The organism is Chitinimonas violaceus, assembly GCF_052601015.1.
Map to the genome: position 1 here is coordinate 1 of NZ_JBQXDJ010000030.1, position 14,346 is coordinate 14,346.

Annotated in this window: 15 protein-coding genes and 4 tRNA genes; 12 read left to right on the forward strand and 7 right to left on the reverse strand. The window is 53.5% G+C overall.

All coding sequences use genetic code 11. From position 1 onward, the window contains the following. Nucleotides 1-162: 162 nt before the first annotated feature. Complete coding sequence (locus tag ACUHMQ_RS11600) at nt 163-312, reverse strand: nitronate monooxygenase (protein ID WP_445295625.1); 150 nt, start codon at nt 310-312, stop codon at nt 163-165. Nucleotides 313-433: 121 nt separating this feature from the next. Between ACUHMQ_RS11600 and ACUHMQ_RS11605 the strand changes: the two genes are divergently transcribed. Next, nucleotides 434-724, forward strand: a complete 291-nt coding sequence (locus ACUHMQ_RS11605) for a hypothetical protein (RefSeq protein WP_445295626.1) — start codon at nt 434-436, stop codon at nt 722-724. Between the two features lie 99 nt (nt 725-823). Here ACUHMQ_RS11605 and ACUHMQ_RS11610 read toward each other — a convergent pair whose 3' ends face one another. After that, nucleotides 824-2,878, reverse strand: a complete 2,055-nt coding sequence (locus tag ACUHMQ_RS11610) for a patatin-like phospholipase family protein (protein ID WP_445295627.1) — start codon at nt 2,876-2,878, stop codon at nt 824-826. A 555-nt stretch (nt 2,879-3,433) separates the two neighbouring features. On the opposite strand from ACUHMQ_RS11610, the gene ACUHMQ_RS11615 reads away from it, so the two are divergent. From ACUHMQ_RS11615 to ACUHMQ_RS11635, 5 genes are all read left to right on the forward strand, one after another. Beyond that, entirely contained in the window at nt 3,434-3,907 is a 474-nt protein-coding gene (locus ACUHMQ_RS11615; RefSeq protein WP_445295628.1) for a Fur family transcriptional regulator, read from the forward strand. A 109-nt stretch (nt 3,908-4,016) separates the two neighbouring features. Beyond that, nucleotides 4,017-4,847 carry a metal ABC transporter ATP-binding protein gene (locus ACUHMQ_RS11620; RefSeq protein WP_445295629.1) on the forward strand — a complete coding sequence of 277 codons (831 nt, stop codon included), beginning with the start codon at nt 4,017-4,019 and terminating at the stop codon, nt 4,845-4,847. A gap of 29 nt (nt 4,848-4,876) precedes the next feature. Continuing rightward, the gene (locus ACUHMQ_RS11625; protein ID WP_445295630.1) at nt 4,877-5,749 is read left to right on the forward strand and encodes a metal ABC transporter permease; all 873 of its coding nucleotides are present in this window, start codon (nt 4,877-4,879) and stop codon (nt 5,747-5,749) included. A gap of 33 nt (nt 5,750-5,782) precedes the next feature. After that, a complete protein-coding gene (locus tag ACUHMQ_RS11630; RefSeq protein ID WP_445295631.1) occupies nt 5,783-6,685 on the forward strand; it encodes a metal ABC transporter substrate-binding protein in 903 nt (300 codons plus the stop codon). A gap of 173 nt (nt 6,686-6,858) precedes the next feature. After that, nucleotides 6,859-7,149 (forward strand): TFIIB-type zinc ribbon-containing protein, encoded by a 291-nt coding sequence (locus tag ACUHMQ_RS11635; RefSeq protein ID WP_445295632.1) that lies wholly within the window; start codon nt 6,859-6,861, stop codon nt 7,147-7,149. Nucleotides 7,150-7,202: 53 nt separating this feature from the next. Here the strand turns inward: ACUHMQ_RS11635 and pgeF are convergent, their stop codons facing one another. Then, on the reverse strand, nt 7,203-7,946 hold the full coding sequence (pgeF, locus tag ACUHMQ_RS11640; RefSeq protein WP_445295633.1) for a peptidoglycan editing factor PgeF: 744 nt from the start codon (nt 7,944-7,946) through the stop codon (nt 7,203-7,205). After that, a complete protein-coding gene (rluD, locus tag ACUHMQ_RS11645) occupies nt 7,943-8,917 on the reverse strand; it encodes a 23S rRNA pseudouridine(1911/1915/1917) synthase RluD (protein WP_445295634.1) in 975 nt (324 codons plus the stop codon). The genes pgeF and rluD overlap by 4 nt, the downstream gene beginning before the upstream one ends. On the opposite strand from rluD, the gene ACUHMQ_RS11650 reads away from it, so the two are divergent. The 5 genes from ACUHMQ_RS11650 to ACUHMQ_RS11670 all read left to right on the forward strand — a co-directional run bounded on the left by ACUHMQ_RS11650 (nt 8,916) and on the right by ACUHMQ_RS11670 (nt 10,250). Then, entirely contained in the window at nt 8,916-9,704 is a 789-nt protein-coding gene (locus ACUHMQ_RS11650; RefSeq protein ID WP_445295635.1) for an outer membrane protein assembly factor BamD, read from the forward strand. The genes rluD and ACUHMQ_RS11650 overlap by 2 nt on opposite strands. Before the next feature lie 85 nt (nt 9,705-9,789). Then, nucleotides 9,790-9,865, forward strand: a tRNA-Ala gene (locus ACUHMQ_RS11655). Nucleotides 9,866-9,911: 46 nt separating this feature from the next. Beyond that, nucleotides 9,912-9,987 (forward strand) — tRNA-Glu (locus ACUHMQ_RS11660). 67 nt (nt 9,988-10,054) lie between these two features. Beyond that, nucleotides 10,055-10,130 (forward strand) — tRNA-Ala (locus tag ACUHMQ_RS11665). Between the two features lie 44 nt (nt 10,131-10,174). Continuing rightward, nucleotides 10,175-10,250: transfer RNA gene (locus ACUHMQ_RS11670), tRNA-Glu, on the forward strand. Nucleotides 10,251-10,435: 185 nt separating this feature from the next. On the opposite strand, the gene ACUHMQ_RS11675 is transcribed toward ACUHMQ_RS11670, so the two are convergent. Beyond that, a complete protein-coding gene (locus tag ACUHMQ_RS11675) occupies nt 10,436-11,353 on the reverse strand; it encodes a LysR family transcriptional regulator (protein ID WP_445295636.1) in 918 nt (305 codons plus the stop codon). 249 nt (nt 11,354-11,602) lie between these two features. Between ACUHMQ_RS11675 and lysA the strand changes: the two genes are divergently transcribed. Beyond that, complete coding sequence (lysA, locus tag ACUHMQ_RS11680) at nt 11,603-12,841, forward strand: diaminopimelate decarboxylase (RefSeq protein WP_445295637.1); 1,239 nt, start codon at nt 11,603-11,605, stop codon at nt 12,839-12,841. 21 nt (nt 12,842-12,862) lie between these two features. Here the strand turns inward: lysA and thiD are convergent, their stop codons facing one another. Together thiD and thiE are read right to left on the reverse strand one after the other, a co-directional pair. Further along, complete coding sequence (thiD, locus tag ACUHMQ_RS11685) at nt 12,863-13,660, reverse strand: bifunctional hydroxymethylpyrimidine kinase/phosphomethylpyrimidine kinase (protein ID WP_445295638.1); 798 nt, start codon at nt 13,658-13,660, stop codon at nt 12,863-12,865. After that, nucleotides 13,657-14,295 (reverse strand): thiamine phosphate synthase, encoded by a 639-nt coding sequence (thiE, locus tag ACUHMQ_RS11690; RefSeq protein WP_445295639.1) that lies wholly within the window; start codon nt 14,293-14,295, stop codon nt 13,657-13,659. Before thiE ends, thiD begins: the two co-directional genes overlap by 4 nt. Nucleotides 14,296-14,346: the final 51 nt, after the last annotated feature.

Here is a 14,346-nt window from a genome sequence, read left to right on the forward strand (position 1 = left end):
ACGCTGCAGGTTGATGGGCATCAGTGGCGCGTGGCCTACGAACCGCTCCATCGTTTCATCGAAGCACGGCGCACGCCATAAACCCGAAGCGCCTGCCGTGGATAGATGCTGCTCGCCGGGGGTTTACCTTAATTCACGTATCCGGCAGATTGCAGCACGTGTCTAGTCAGCGCTCATTGGTCCGGTTGCCAGAATACCCAGCCCACCCGCGTTGCCAACTGCTGCGACAAGTTCGGGTACGGCGATGTAGCTCATCCCTGGACAGATCAGGGGGCGCTCAATACCAAACAATTCTGTGATGCGGGTACGCATGGCGGCAGGACTCAAAAAGAAAGACAATCAAAAGTAGTGGCGCTCAAAATACAATCAAGCACTTGCTTTATTCATATTCACACGAATTAATCTTTTACCCCTTACCTAGCGAACCCTATCCATGCTTATTGTTGCTATTGGCTACTTTTACGTTATCGGCATGGTGGCCATCGTCGCAATGCTTAGCGGCCATTTCATTTCCGGTTTCTTCACCTTGTTTTTTGCCGGCATCGTACCGGGCTTTCTCTGGTTGAGCACCTTAAGCAAAAAACGACGTGCAGCACGGGAACGCGCCATACAGGAACGTAACGAGGCCTGTATCGATAAAGGTGACAAGGCGGCCGACAGTGCTACCGATGCTCACGTTGTACACGACAATACAGCCCCAGCGGAATCTCCATCGATACGCTAGTCACCAAACCCGCAGTACACAACAGAGCCTGAAAACGGTTTTTTTCGTCTTGTCTCGCCCTAACTCGCAAGACTTTGAATAGGTTCTAAGGTAGGCAGATCAATAATCACCATTAATACTCAGGTAAACCCGCATTTTCTTGTTGTCGCCATAGCCCAAAGCAAAGTAAGCAGGACCAATTCGTGTATCGCTACCAATAAATAAAGCAACCGAATGCAAGGTTGATCGTTCCACATGCTGAAGATTCAATACCTCAGAGTCCCATAGCCGAGCATTTTCAAGCGAGGTGCCCCAAAAAACCGATCTGCCTAAGAACCGCGATAACTTGCCAAAATCTTGAGATGCCCTAATTTGTGTACGGACAATCTTTCCGGCTCGTATTTCATTCTCGACATACCCAGAGAGCTTAAATAATCCCCCTACTGCGGGTAATACATCGAATCGTTTAGTATCGGAGACAGCGCCATTGACACTGGCTAAAAATGACCAACTACCTATTTGAATAGCCTGCTTCAAATCCAGAACACCCGAATAGAATTCATCCTCTTCGTCGGCGGCTCCCAAGCTATGTAATGAATGATACCAATCCAAACGCGCATAGCTACCCTCACGTGGATATTTGGCATTATCCAGCTGGTCGTAACCTATGCTAAATCGAACACCGCCGTCATTCACTTTAAACTTGTCGTTGTCTCCACTAATCGAAGTCGCATTGAACTTTGTGCGCTCAACCCCCAGCCTGACTTCACCCCAACGTCCCCACGCCGAACCCACATCAAAACCAATAGTTCGAGATGTTTTTCGATAATCTAAGGTTTTTATCCCCGCCGCATATACAGCCACTGGCTTCGTATTCCAATTGGCATGCAATGCCACGAATAATTCGCCATTAAGCGTTAAGGGCTGATAGATATCGCTATATATTCCTCGATTTTCCCCTAATGTAAGCCGTGTTTTAAACTCAGCACCCAATGCATTTAGCCATTTTCGTTTGTACTGGCCAGAAAGTTGGAATCCCTGTGAGTCTTCAAAGTCAGTATGCAGCCCCAATCCAAAATCCAGATACCTCGGCCCCCAGGATTTTTCCCGTGCGGATAAATTGACTGCATACCCATCCTGTACAGGTACAAGGCGGTAATCAATCTGTTCAAAATCGTCACGGCCATATACATAGGTAAGCCGCTTCTCCAATTCATCAACATCCAATGGCTTGCCCAGCTTCACATCCAGTAACTCCCGCAGCACAGCAGGGTTAACAAAGCGCGTTGGCTCAACATCCACAGCCCTTATCAAACCTGACTTGAAGCGCCGCGACTCAAGTTTCGCTCGCCAATTGGCATAGTCCGTTTCACTCACGCTCAAAGAACGCAGCATAGGCAGCAAGTCACGCGCGGCTTTTTCACCAGCCAACTGTGCAGTGGCACCGTCAGTGAAGTCGGCAGAAGACATAGCGCCAAGACTGGGACGTATCAAAACATCACGGGTATTTAACGAACGAATCTGTTCATCCACATTGCGCTGAGTTAACACCCGCATGGTTTGGTCGGAAATAGCCAATACATCGCTGGTCTCTCTGCGGCTTAGCAATGGCGAACCAACATCCACGGCAATGACAACCTCGCCACAAACACCACGTGCTACATCCACCGGTAGGTTGCGTGCGATACCGCCATCAATCAGCACACGTGTATCCCGCTCCACGGGGGGAAACACACCGGGCACTGCCATACTGGCACGCATCGCACCTGCCAGATCGCCACGCGACAAAACCACTATATCGCCACTTTCCAAGTCAGCTGCTACAGCTCGATAAGGCAACGGTAAGTTGTCAAAAAAATCGACTGTTGCACCTTGCACCAACCGCCGGATCAACAAATCTACCTTTTGCGTGCCGAGCGCGCTCTTAGGAAACAACATATATCCGCTATCGGACAAACCCAGCTGAAACCCGCCCAGGCCGACCCAATCATCCTGCTTATCGTGATAACGGCGCTGCGCTCGACTGGGGCGATCATTCAATACATCATCCCAATCGATAGTTATTACCTCTTTACTGATTGCATCAGCCGTTTCACCAGAGGCATATAGCCCCCCCACCAACGCGCCGATACTTGTTCCTATCACGCAATCAACGGGAATGCGCGCTTCTTCCAATACTTTCAGTACCCCGACATGCGCCAACCCACGGGCACCGCCCCCGCCCAGAACCAAAGCTACACGTGGGCGTTCGTCTGCATAGGCAAATGTGCCCACCAAGAACACGAGTAACACGGCAAAACGGAATAAACGCGACATCTACAATTTCCGGGGTCAAAAATGTAATAACCTGTTTACGATCTTGCTACACAGCTGTGATCAAGGCTTACCTCATATACCTAAGTACATTCCGGTTTCTGTGCTGCTCTACACCCTGCTTACAGCCGATCGCGACAGATCACAGGCTCTCAGGGTTTCCGGAACCAGAGTAGCTGAGAATATCCGGGTACGCCGGCCCACAATGAGCGAGAACGTAATACCGATCTACAAGACTGTTCCTAAATAGGATTATCTACTCCGCAGAATAAGCGCCCGTTCAAAACCAGCAAAATCTACTCCCGTTCTACAGAGAGTGGTTTTTCCATTCGCTTCTAAAACCCCCAGCTCAAACACTTTGGCCGTTAATTTGTAGAAAGCTTGCTCAATCAAATTGATATGTTATAACATCTTTCAATGACTACCTCACCTACACTTTCGCTGGAAGAGAATCTCACTGCCGCTGCGCAATGGTGCGCCAAGCGCGGTGAGAAGCTGACAGACCAACGCCGTGAAGTCTTGTCACTGCTGCTTTCTGCGCCAGGCTCAATGAAAGCCTATGACTTGTTGGCCGCCATTCAGAAACAAAAACCGACTGCAGCCCCACCAACGGTGTACCGGGCGCTCGACTTTCTGGTTGCGGCAGGCTTAGCGCATAAGCTTGAGTCAAAAAATGCGTTTGTGGCTTGTTGCGACTTCGAACATCCGCACCACGGCGTAATGCTGATCTGTAACCAGTGCCATACGGTGAAAGAGCTCAGCGATGAAGTGTTGGAGGCCAGGTTGGCTGAAGATGCTGCGACCTACGGTTTTAGCGTGGCCGCGCAGGACATCGAGGTAAAAGGCCTGTGCGCCAGCTGCCGTAATAGTGAGAACGAAAGCAATCCATGAAACGGCAAACCCGCTTGATAGCACTGTCGGCCTTCCAGCGTGTATTGCTGGTCATGCCCTTGCTTACCTTGCTTTGGGCCGCAGTCTGGTGGGCGTTGGGGAACGAAGCATGAGCTTGCACTCTCACCCACATTCACACACAGAGGCAGTGCCAAAGGATGCGGCAATCCACCTGCATAACCTGACACTCACCTACCATCGCCACCCGGTTGTGCATCACATCTCCGGTGGCTTCATGGCAGGTGAGCTCACTGCCATCGTCGGCCCGAATGGCGCAGGTAAGAGTACCTTGCTCAAAGCGATCGTCGGTTTGATGCAAACGCCTTCCGGCGCCATTGAATTTGCCCACCTGAAACCACGCGATATTGCCTACCTGCCCCAGCAAGCTGCCGTAGCACGGGACTTCCCGTTGTCGGTTCAAGATGCCGTATTGCTGGGTGACTGGCGTTGCTCGGGTTGGTTTGGACGGGTCAACCAGGGAGCGCGTCAACGTGCGGAAGCAGCATTAAGCAGAGTAGGCTTGGCCGGCTTCGCCACACGCCCATTGGATGAATTATCCGCAGGCCAATTCCAACGCGTATTGTTCGCCCGCCTGCTACTGCAAGATGCAAGGCTGATTCTGTTGGATGAACCGTTCACCGCACTGGACGCAAAGACCACCGCGGACTTGCTAGATGTGATTGCCGGCTGGCGACGTGAAGGCCGCACAGTGGTTGCGGTATTGCACGACTACGAGCAGGTGAGAACCTACTTTCCCCAAACGCTGCTGTTGGCGAAAGAATGCATTGCCTGGGGCCCAACAGTCGACGTGTTGACCCCCGCCAATCTCGCCCGTGCCAACGGCATGCCACAAAGCTGGGATGAAGGCGCTGCAGTCTGCCATCGGGATGAAACACCGCCACCATCTGAACCACATGATCACGCCCTGCACACCCACTGATTGCCACACGGCAGATTGAAGTTGAAGTAATGAGCCCTTACGAAATCCTCTGGCAACCGTTCGCTGAATTCGCATTCATGCGCCACGCGCTTATTGGTTGTCTTGCACTGGCGCTTGGTTGCGCCCCCATTGGGCTCTTTCTGGTACTGCGCCGTATGAGTCTGGTTGGTGATGCGATGAGCCATGCCATTCTCCCCGGCGCCGCTATCGCTTTTATTCTCTATGGTCTCTCCCTCACCGCCATGAGCATAGGTGGCTTGATAGCCGGCCTGGTGGTTGTACTGGCTGCTGGCCTGGTCACCCGTGCCACCCAGTTGAAGGAGGACGCAAGCTTTGCCGCCTTCTACCTGGTGTCACTCGCATCGGGGGTATTGCTGGTATCCAAATGGGGTAGCAATGTCGATCTGATGCATATCCTGTTCGGCACCGTACTCGCTGTCGACGCCACTGCGCTGACTTTCCTTGCCAGCGTAGCCACGATCACCTTGGTGGTACTGGCAGTACTGTACCGCGCATTGGTCGTGGAAAGCTTCGATCCAGAATTCCTGCAAAGCATGGGAGGAAAAGGCGCCTTGGCCCACTTCGCCTTCCTGATCCTGGTAGTGCTCAACCTCGTGGCAGGCTTTCAAGCCCTGGGTACATTGATGGCGGTTGGCTTGATGATGTTGCCGGCTGCCAGCGCACGGCTATGGGCGAAAGAGCTGCCCGCCATGCTGGCGATTGCTCTCGCCATTGCCCTGATGGCCGGTTACGCCGGTCTACTGATCTCCTACCATGGTGACCTTCCCTCAGGCCCAAGCATCATCCTGACAGCGGGTTTGGCTTATTTTGCCTCGCTGGCTTTCGGTACCCGTGGTGGCCTGATCAGACGCTGGCTCGGTCGTGAGCACCTGGAAGCCTAGTACACCGTATTCCTCCCTATTTGAAAGTATCCGATGAGAATGTCCCCTTGGCTGTGTACAGCGCTTGCTGTACTTAGCCTTCATACGCTTGCCGACAAACTTCCAGTAGTTGCCTCCTTCAGCATTCTTGGCGACCTGGTCCAGCAAGTCGGCGGCGACAAAGTGGAAGTCAAGACCTTGGTCGGCCCAGATGGTGATGCGCATGTCTACCAGCCGAGCCCACAGGATGGCAAAACGCTGGCTACAGCAAAAGTTGTCGTACTCAATGGCTTGGCATTTGAAGGCTGGATGGACCGACTGGCGCGGGCAAGCCGCTATCAAGGCGCACGGGTAACTGCCAGCGACAAAGTGAAAACCTACCCTGTCGATGAGCACGATCATGCAGGTCACTCGCATGACCACGGCAAAACCGATCCACACGCCTGGCAAGATCCCAGCAATGTACGGCTATATGTCACAAATATCGCTGAGGGGTTGGCGAAAGCGGATCCGGCCAATAGCGCTTATTACCATCAGCGGGCAGAACAGTATGGTAAGGAACTCGATGCACTGGAAAAGTGGGCAGACACGCAACTGGCCAGCATCCCCCTCGCCAAACGGCGCGTCATCACATCCCACGATGCTTTTGGGTATCTTGGTCACCGGTTCCAGATCACCTTCCTGGCGCCACAAGGTATGAATACCGATGCGGAGGCCTCTGCAAAAAGTGTTGGGCAGTTAATTCGCCAAGCCAAACAAGAACGCATCAAAGCCATCTTCGTTGAGAATGTCAGCAACCCTAAGCTTCTGGAGCAGATCAGCCGCGAAACGGGCGCAACAGTAGGTGGCCGGTTGTATTCCGATGCGCTTTCCAAAGCCGATGGGCCAGCTGCCAATTATTTGGCCATGATGCGCTACAACATCACCACCTTGGTGACAGGGATGAAAAATAACTAAAAGTGCAGTGCGTGGGTACACATCATCAACTGCGATATCCGAGGCCCCACCCCGCTATAAAATGGCCCTATCCGGCTGTATTGCAAGACATTGCTCACATATTAAGTGCCAAGGAACTGTTCCCCAGTTTCCGCAGTCAACTGTCATAGCCCTCCCCCAATCTGGAGAAGTAAATGCATTGCCCCGTCTGTAAGGAAACCGCGCTGGTCATGAGCGAACGCGCTGGTGTCGAGATCGACTACTGCCCACAGTGCCGCGGTGTCTGGCTTGACCGCGGTGAACTGGACAAAATCCTGGAGCAAAGCCGCAGCACCGCGGCCCCTGCTCCCCAACCAGCCTACCAGGCGCCGCAACCACAACAGTATGCTGACTCACGCCACCACGGCGACCGGCATCACCACGATAAGCACTACGGCCAAAAACCCTACCGCAAGAAGAGCTTTCTGGAAGAGCTGTTCGATTAAATTCATATAAAAACGGCAGCCATAAAGGCTGCCGTTTTTATTGAGCCGTTTCATCACGCCTCCAGCCAGATCAAGGCTGCCATACGTCCCGTCGTTTTATCGCGGCGATATGAAAAGAAACGGTCTGGGTCGCCAACCGTGCACCAATTACCACCATACACCTGGGTGACACCGATGGCAGCCAACCTCTGCTTGGCCAGTAAATAGATATCCGCCCACCATTTCCCCTCTGCCACGCCAGGCAGAAAGGCTTCCGCGGCAGCCATATCGTTAGCGACGAACGCATCGCGCACCTCGTCGCCCACTTCGAAGGCTGTTGGCCCAATAGCCGGCCCCAACCAAGCTACAATCTGATCGGCCGGTCCAAGACGCGATACTGTCGCCTCCAACACCCCCCCGTGCAAGCCACGCCACCCTGCGTGCGCCGCACCCACAGCACTACCATCCATACGGGCGAATAACACTGGCAGGCAATCTGCCGTCATCACTGTACAAACCGTACGGGGGTGAAAAGTCACTGCTGCATCAGCCTGCGGCACAGTACCCACTACACTGGCGGCATCAATAACGGCAGTACCATGCACCTGTTCAAGCCAAACTGGCTCTGCCGGCAGATCAGCCGTTACAAGGGCCCGATTGGCCGCCACGTTTGCTGGCGCGTCACCGACATGGGTACCCAAATTCAAGCTGCTGTAGCGCCCCGAGCTTACCCCACCCAAGCGGGTTGTCATCAGCGCGCTTACCCGCACAGGTGCTGGCCACTCAGGTATCAAAGCATGGGCTAACCATTCTTTCATATGGCTTCCTTACGCAACTGTGCAATCAATTGAAGCATGTCTACCGGTATCGGACTTTCCCACTGCTGCTGAGCCCCAGTTTCCGGATGCACAAGGGCCAGCTTGGCTGCATGTAGTGCCTGCCGATTAAACACCACCAGCGCGGCCTTGAGCTCGGTCGAGAGACTTCCCGGCCTTCCGCCATAAACCGGGTCTGCTGCCAGAGCATGGCCCAAATGGGCCATATGCACGCGAATCTGGTGGGTACGGCCTGTTTCCAAACGACACTCCACCAATGTGTGCCGCGGATAGGACTCGACGACGCTGTAATGGGTAATCGCAGGCTTACCCGCTTCGACCACAGCCATCTTCAATCGGTTCTTGGGATCACGGCCTATCGGCGCATTTATTGTGCCATCACGTGTCAGTACACCCTGCGCAATCGCCATGTAATGCCGCTTTACCGTCCTTGCCTGTAGTTGCCTGACCAGATCGGTCTGCGCCTTCAAGTTGCGAGCAACCACCATCAATCCACTGGTATCTTTATCTAGGCGATGCACGATTCCAGCTCTGGGGACGCTGGCAAGATCGGGATACTTATACAACAGACCGTTCAGCAGGGTGCCCGACCAATTTCCCGCAGCTGGGTGAACCACCAACCCTGCCGGCTTGTCGATGACAAGCAAGGTAGTGTCTTCATACACAACGGGGAATTCGACCGGCTCGGGTTGGTACGCTACTTCCTCTGGGTCTGGCTCTGTCATCACTTCGACGACTTCGCCACCCCATACCCTGGTTTTTGGGCTAGCAGGTTTGCCATCAAGCAAGACCCTGCCTTCGTCCATCCAACGAACAAGCCGACTACGGGAATAGTCGCTTAATACAGCAGCGAGTGCCGCATCAAAGCGGCCACCGCTATTACTTGGCAATGTGACGCGTACGAGCGCGTCCGACTCGCTATAATCTTCTGCTTCGATATCGGAGTGTTTCATGAAGCACATTGTAACGTTACTGACCGCCACCCTTCTGCTCGCCGCCTGCGCAGGCACGCCCAAATCTGCGGCAGATAACGCCGGACCCGGCGTAGAAGAGCTCTACACCGAAGCCAAAACCGAACTGGACGGCGGCAATTACACCCGTGCCGTGAAGCTTTTTGAAACACTTCAAGCGCGCTATCCATACGGCAAGTATGCGCAACAATCGGAGTTGGAAGTCGCTTACGCCAATTTCAAAGATCAGGAGCCGACTCTGGCGCTGGCCGCAATTGATCGCTTTCTCAAGCAGCACCCAACGCACCCCAATGTCGATTACGCGCTTTATCTGAAGGGCTTGGTCAACTTCATCGAAGACCGCAGTCTGTTTGCTCGAATTTCACGTCAGAATATGGCTGAACGGGACCCCAAAGCCGCACGCGAGTCCTTTGAAGCTTTCAATGATCTGGTAACCCGTTTCCCCAACAGCAGCTATACCCCTGATGCACGCGACCGGATGGCTTTCCTCGTCACAGCGCTCGCCGACCATGAGCTGCATGTCGCCCAATATTATTTCAACCGCGGTGCTTATCTGGCCGCAGCCAATCGAAGCAAGAGCGTGCTGGAAAATTACGCCAATACCGACCGGGTGGAAACTGCACTGTTCATCATGGCAGCCTCCTACGACAAACTCGGCCAGCAAGAGCTACGTGATGATGCCCGACGTGTAATCAAACAGAACTATCCGCAAACAAAACTCACTGAAACAAACATTTTTGGTGAATCGCCTTGGTGGAAGCTCTGGTAATTGCAAAAAGGTGTTTACAAGTACCAGCAACCTCCTTATTATGCGCGTCTCTTCGCTGCAGCGCAGCTTTCAGCGAAGCCCGAGTGGGGGTATAGCTCAGCTGGGAGAGCGCTTGCATGGCATGCAAGAGGTCATCGGTTCGATCCCGTTTACCTCCACCAAAGATTCAGATTAGTCAGTCCCCATGCTGATTAATTTACAGGTTAAGTCCCCATCGTCTAGAGGCCTAGGACACCACCCTTTCACGGTGACTACCGGGGTTCGAATCCCCGTGGGGACGCCAGCTTAAAACCTAGAGCTAGCAAAAACTAGACTTTAAGTTCACCATAGAAGTTGCATGCAGTACGTTTGGGGGTATAGCTCAGCTGGGAGAGCGCTTGCATGGCATGCAAGAGGTCATCGGTTCGATCCCGTTTACCTCCACCAAGAATTCGGTCGATTAGCCCCACACTAATTGACCAATAGGCTAAGTCCCCATCGTCTAGAGGCCTAGGACACCACCCTTTCACGGTGACTACCGGGGTTCGAATCCCCGTGGGGACGCCACTAAAAGCTGAAATCTCAGCGTGCCGTTCAAAGAAAAGCCATCCTCTCGGATGGCTTTTCTTTTTCTTAGTAATCTGTTCAAAGCCTCGCCGTATCGCTGACGCGCAGAAAACTTTGAACAGGTTCTTACTTCTGGCGATAACACCAGCACGCCTACTCACCCATCGTCGTCATACAGCTACAGGCTATTCCGATACCAGCCGATGTAGCACATCACTCGCACTTTGCTGTAACGCGTTTACGAAATCCGGTAACAAGTCATTTGCCGGACGATGATTTGGTAACACCATACCAACCCGATAGGGAATGGATACACTGAAACGGCGGACATGAAGTCCATCACTCGCAAATGCTGACGCAGTCAGCGGATTGATGATGGATAAGCCTATCCCCTCCCGCACCATGGCACATATTGCTACCGCACTATGCGTCTCTACAGTCATCAACCGCTTGATCCCCTGCTCCGCAAATACTTGATCCAGCAATAACCGGTACGGATCGTGCCCTGACAAGCTCACAAAGGGCAGTTCCAAAAAATCAGCTGGCGTCAGTACAGGCTTGGCCAAGAGCGGATGTCCCGCAGGTAATACACATACCTCATCAGCCAGTATCAAGGGTTGAAGGCTAGTTCCAGAAGGCACCTCATGCTGCTCAATCAAGCCAAGGTCAAATCGTTGGGCACTTAGCCAAGCTTCCAGTAACGGCGGTTCCTGTGGGGTGATGGACAACTGCACGCCCGGCGCATCCTTCAAGAAGCGCGCACTTGCGAGAGGCAATAGCGCATGCGTAAGTGCCGGCAAGCTAAGAATGCTGATCTGCCCTTGCTCGCCCCTTCCGAGCTGTCGCGCCGTACTGATCACCTGGTCCAAGCCCTGGTAGCTACGTTGAACCTCCGCAAACAATGTCAATGCACGGGCAGTGGGTTGCAAACGCCCTTTGGTGCGACTGAACAGTGCATAACCCAATACATGCTCCAGCCTTGCCAATTCACGGCTCAAGGTCGGCTGAGAACTGTGCATAAGACGTGCCGCTTCTGTGATGTTGCCAGTACTCATTACTGCGCGGAACACATCAATCAAGCGGTGCGATATAGGTTCAGCCATATCAAAAATGAATAGTTACCTGAAATAAACCTATTGGACAGCATGACAGCTTGAGCCCAGCATGCCAAGTAATGACTCCATCTATCCACACAATGTGATTTCACTGGCTAGAACCTGCTTACGATCTGTCGCGAGCAGCTGTCAGCAGAGCGCAGAGCAGCACAATAACTGGAATGTACTTGGGTACATGAGGCTGCGTAGCAAGAGCGTAAATAGGTTCTTAGAACACCAATTTCCGAAAGCCATACCATGCTGTCTATCGCATCCGACCGACTTGTAACCCTCGCCAATACTTATGGCAGCCCGCTCTGGATCTACGATACGGCCATCATTCGTGCCCGCATTGCCGCACTCAGATCGTTCGATACCATTCGGTTTGCGCAGAAAGCATGCTCCAACACGCACATTCTGCGACTTATGCGGGAACAAGGCGTAAAGGTGGATGCGGTATCGCGCGGAGAAATACTTCGTGCATTGGCAGCTGGTTATGACAGTACAGGCAGCACACCTGGCATCGTATTCACCGCAGACCTGTTCGATGCCCCTACGCTAGCAACCGTAGTTGAGCACCAAGTGCCGGTCAATGCCGGCTCTATTGATATGCTGCATCAACTCGGTACCGCATCGCCTGGTCACAAAGTGTGGCTACGTATCAACCCCGGTTTTGGCCACGGCCATAGCAACAAGACCAACACGGGTGGTGAACACAGCAAGCATGGTATCTGGCATACCGAGCTAGGTACCGCACTGGATGCTATCGCTAAGCATGGCCTGCATCTACAAGGCTTGCATATGCACATCGGGTCTGGTGTCGATTACAGTCATCTGAGCCAAGTCTGCGATGCCATGGTCAACCTGGTACGGCAGACCCATGCCAAAGGCCACGATTTACACGCCATCTCTGCAGGGGGGGGCCTGTCGATTCCCTACAAGGACGGTGATGCCACCATAGATACGACCCACTATTTCGGGCTATGGAATACCGCACGCAGTAAAGCGGAAGTAATCGTTGGCCACCCGCTTGGGCTTGAAATTGAACCCGGCCGTTATCTGGTTGCAGAAGCCGGATGCCTACTGACAGAAGTACGCGCAACAAAACAGGCTGGCAACAATCATTTTGTATTGGTGGATGCCGGCTTTAACGAGCTGATGCGCCCAGCCATGTACGGCAGTTACCACCATATCAGCCTAATACCTGCCACTAACAGTGTCCGGCCGCTGGGTGAAAGCATTATCGCCGGGCCATTATGCGAATCGGGCGATGTTTTTACACAAGGTGATGGTGGCGTAGTGCTACCTCGCGCTCTGCCCCACGCCGAAGTTGGTGACTTGTTGGTCATTCACGATACTGGCGCATATGGGGCCAGCATGTCTTCCAACTACAATTCCCGCCCTTTGATTGCCGAAGTGCTGGTAGATGGTGATGCTGACCGCTTGATTCGCCGACGTCAGACTATCGAGGAACTACTGGCTTTGGAGTCGGTTTAACGTGTATTGGCATGTAACGGTTCACCACCAAGCATGAAAGTGGTGTACCGGGCCAATACCGTTGCCTACCTTGAGTTGATCAGCCGCTGCCAGAGCCGTCTGCAAATAGTCACGTGCAGCCGCCACCGTACTGGTCCAGTCCACATGGCTTGGTCGCAAAGCCGCCAGTGCTGCGGATAACGTGCATCCTGTACCGTGCGTATGCTTTGTGATGACGCGCTGCCGGCTAAAGCGTATTTCCCCGGCGGGTGTAACCAACCAGTCCGGGCTTTCCTCACCACCCAAGTGCCCACCCTTCATCAACACAGCCCGCGCACCCAGCTCTAGCAACGCCCTGCCCTGTTCAAGCATGGCATCTTCAGTCTCGGCCATAGTACAGTCGAGCAAAGCCGCAGCCTCTGGCAGATTCGGTGTAATCAACGTAACGAGCGGCAACAGTCTCTGCCGCATCGCCTGGATGGCAGAAGGTTCAAGTAATGGATGGCCGCCTTTGGCAATCATTACGGTATCCAGCACCACATAAGCACCACAATATTGACCCAGACAATCCGCCACTGCGTGGATGACCCCTGTATTGGCCAACATACCAAGCTTCACGGCATCAATCCGGATATCGCTGAAAACTGCATCAAGCTGGGCAGCAACAAAATCGGGGGGAATTGGGTGGACTGCCTTAACACCGCATGTATTCTGGGCAGTCAATGCCGTCACCACACTCAGGCCATAAGCCCCAAGTGCAGAGAATGTTTTGAGGTCGGCCTGTATACCAGCACCACCACCCGAGTCGGAACCCGCAATCGTCAGTACATTGGGGATCATGATCGAGCTCCACGAATCTCAGCGCTCAACATGGCGGCAGCGGCAGCCGGATCTGCCTGCCCACAAATCGCCGAAACCACAGCCACACCATCCGCCCCAGCTTTGATCAACGGCCCGGCCATACCAGCCTTGATACCGCCGATTGCGACCGCGGGTAACGGCTTCTCGCTCATCAACTGGCCAAAGGTGCTCAAACCAATCACCGGAGAAGCATCAAGCTTGGTGCCGGTTGGATAAACCGGCCCCACCCCGATGTAATCCACCAGCTCTACAGACACCTCAGCCATATGTACGCTATTCGAAGTCGATAGCCCGAGCAGTTTGGTTGGCCCGATCAAGCGGCGCACCACATCAACCGGCATATCCGCCTGGCCGACATGTACACCAGCCGCATCGACAGCCAACGCAATGTCGACATGGTCATTAATGATCAGCGGCACATTCAGCGGATCAAGCACTGTCTTCAACGATCGCGCAGCTTCCATCCACTGGCGCTTCTTCCAATGCGGTGCACGCAGTTGCACGATGGTCACACCATGCTCTGCGGCCATTCTTGCCGTTGTTACCATCCCCTCCATACCGCCACAAAGCTCAGGGTCCAGTACAAGATAAAGCGAGAGGTCAAGCGGCTTCATAGTTGGCAAACGCCAGTTGGAAAAAGACAGGGGATGACATGATCAACAGAA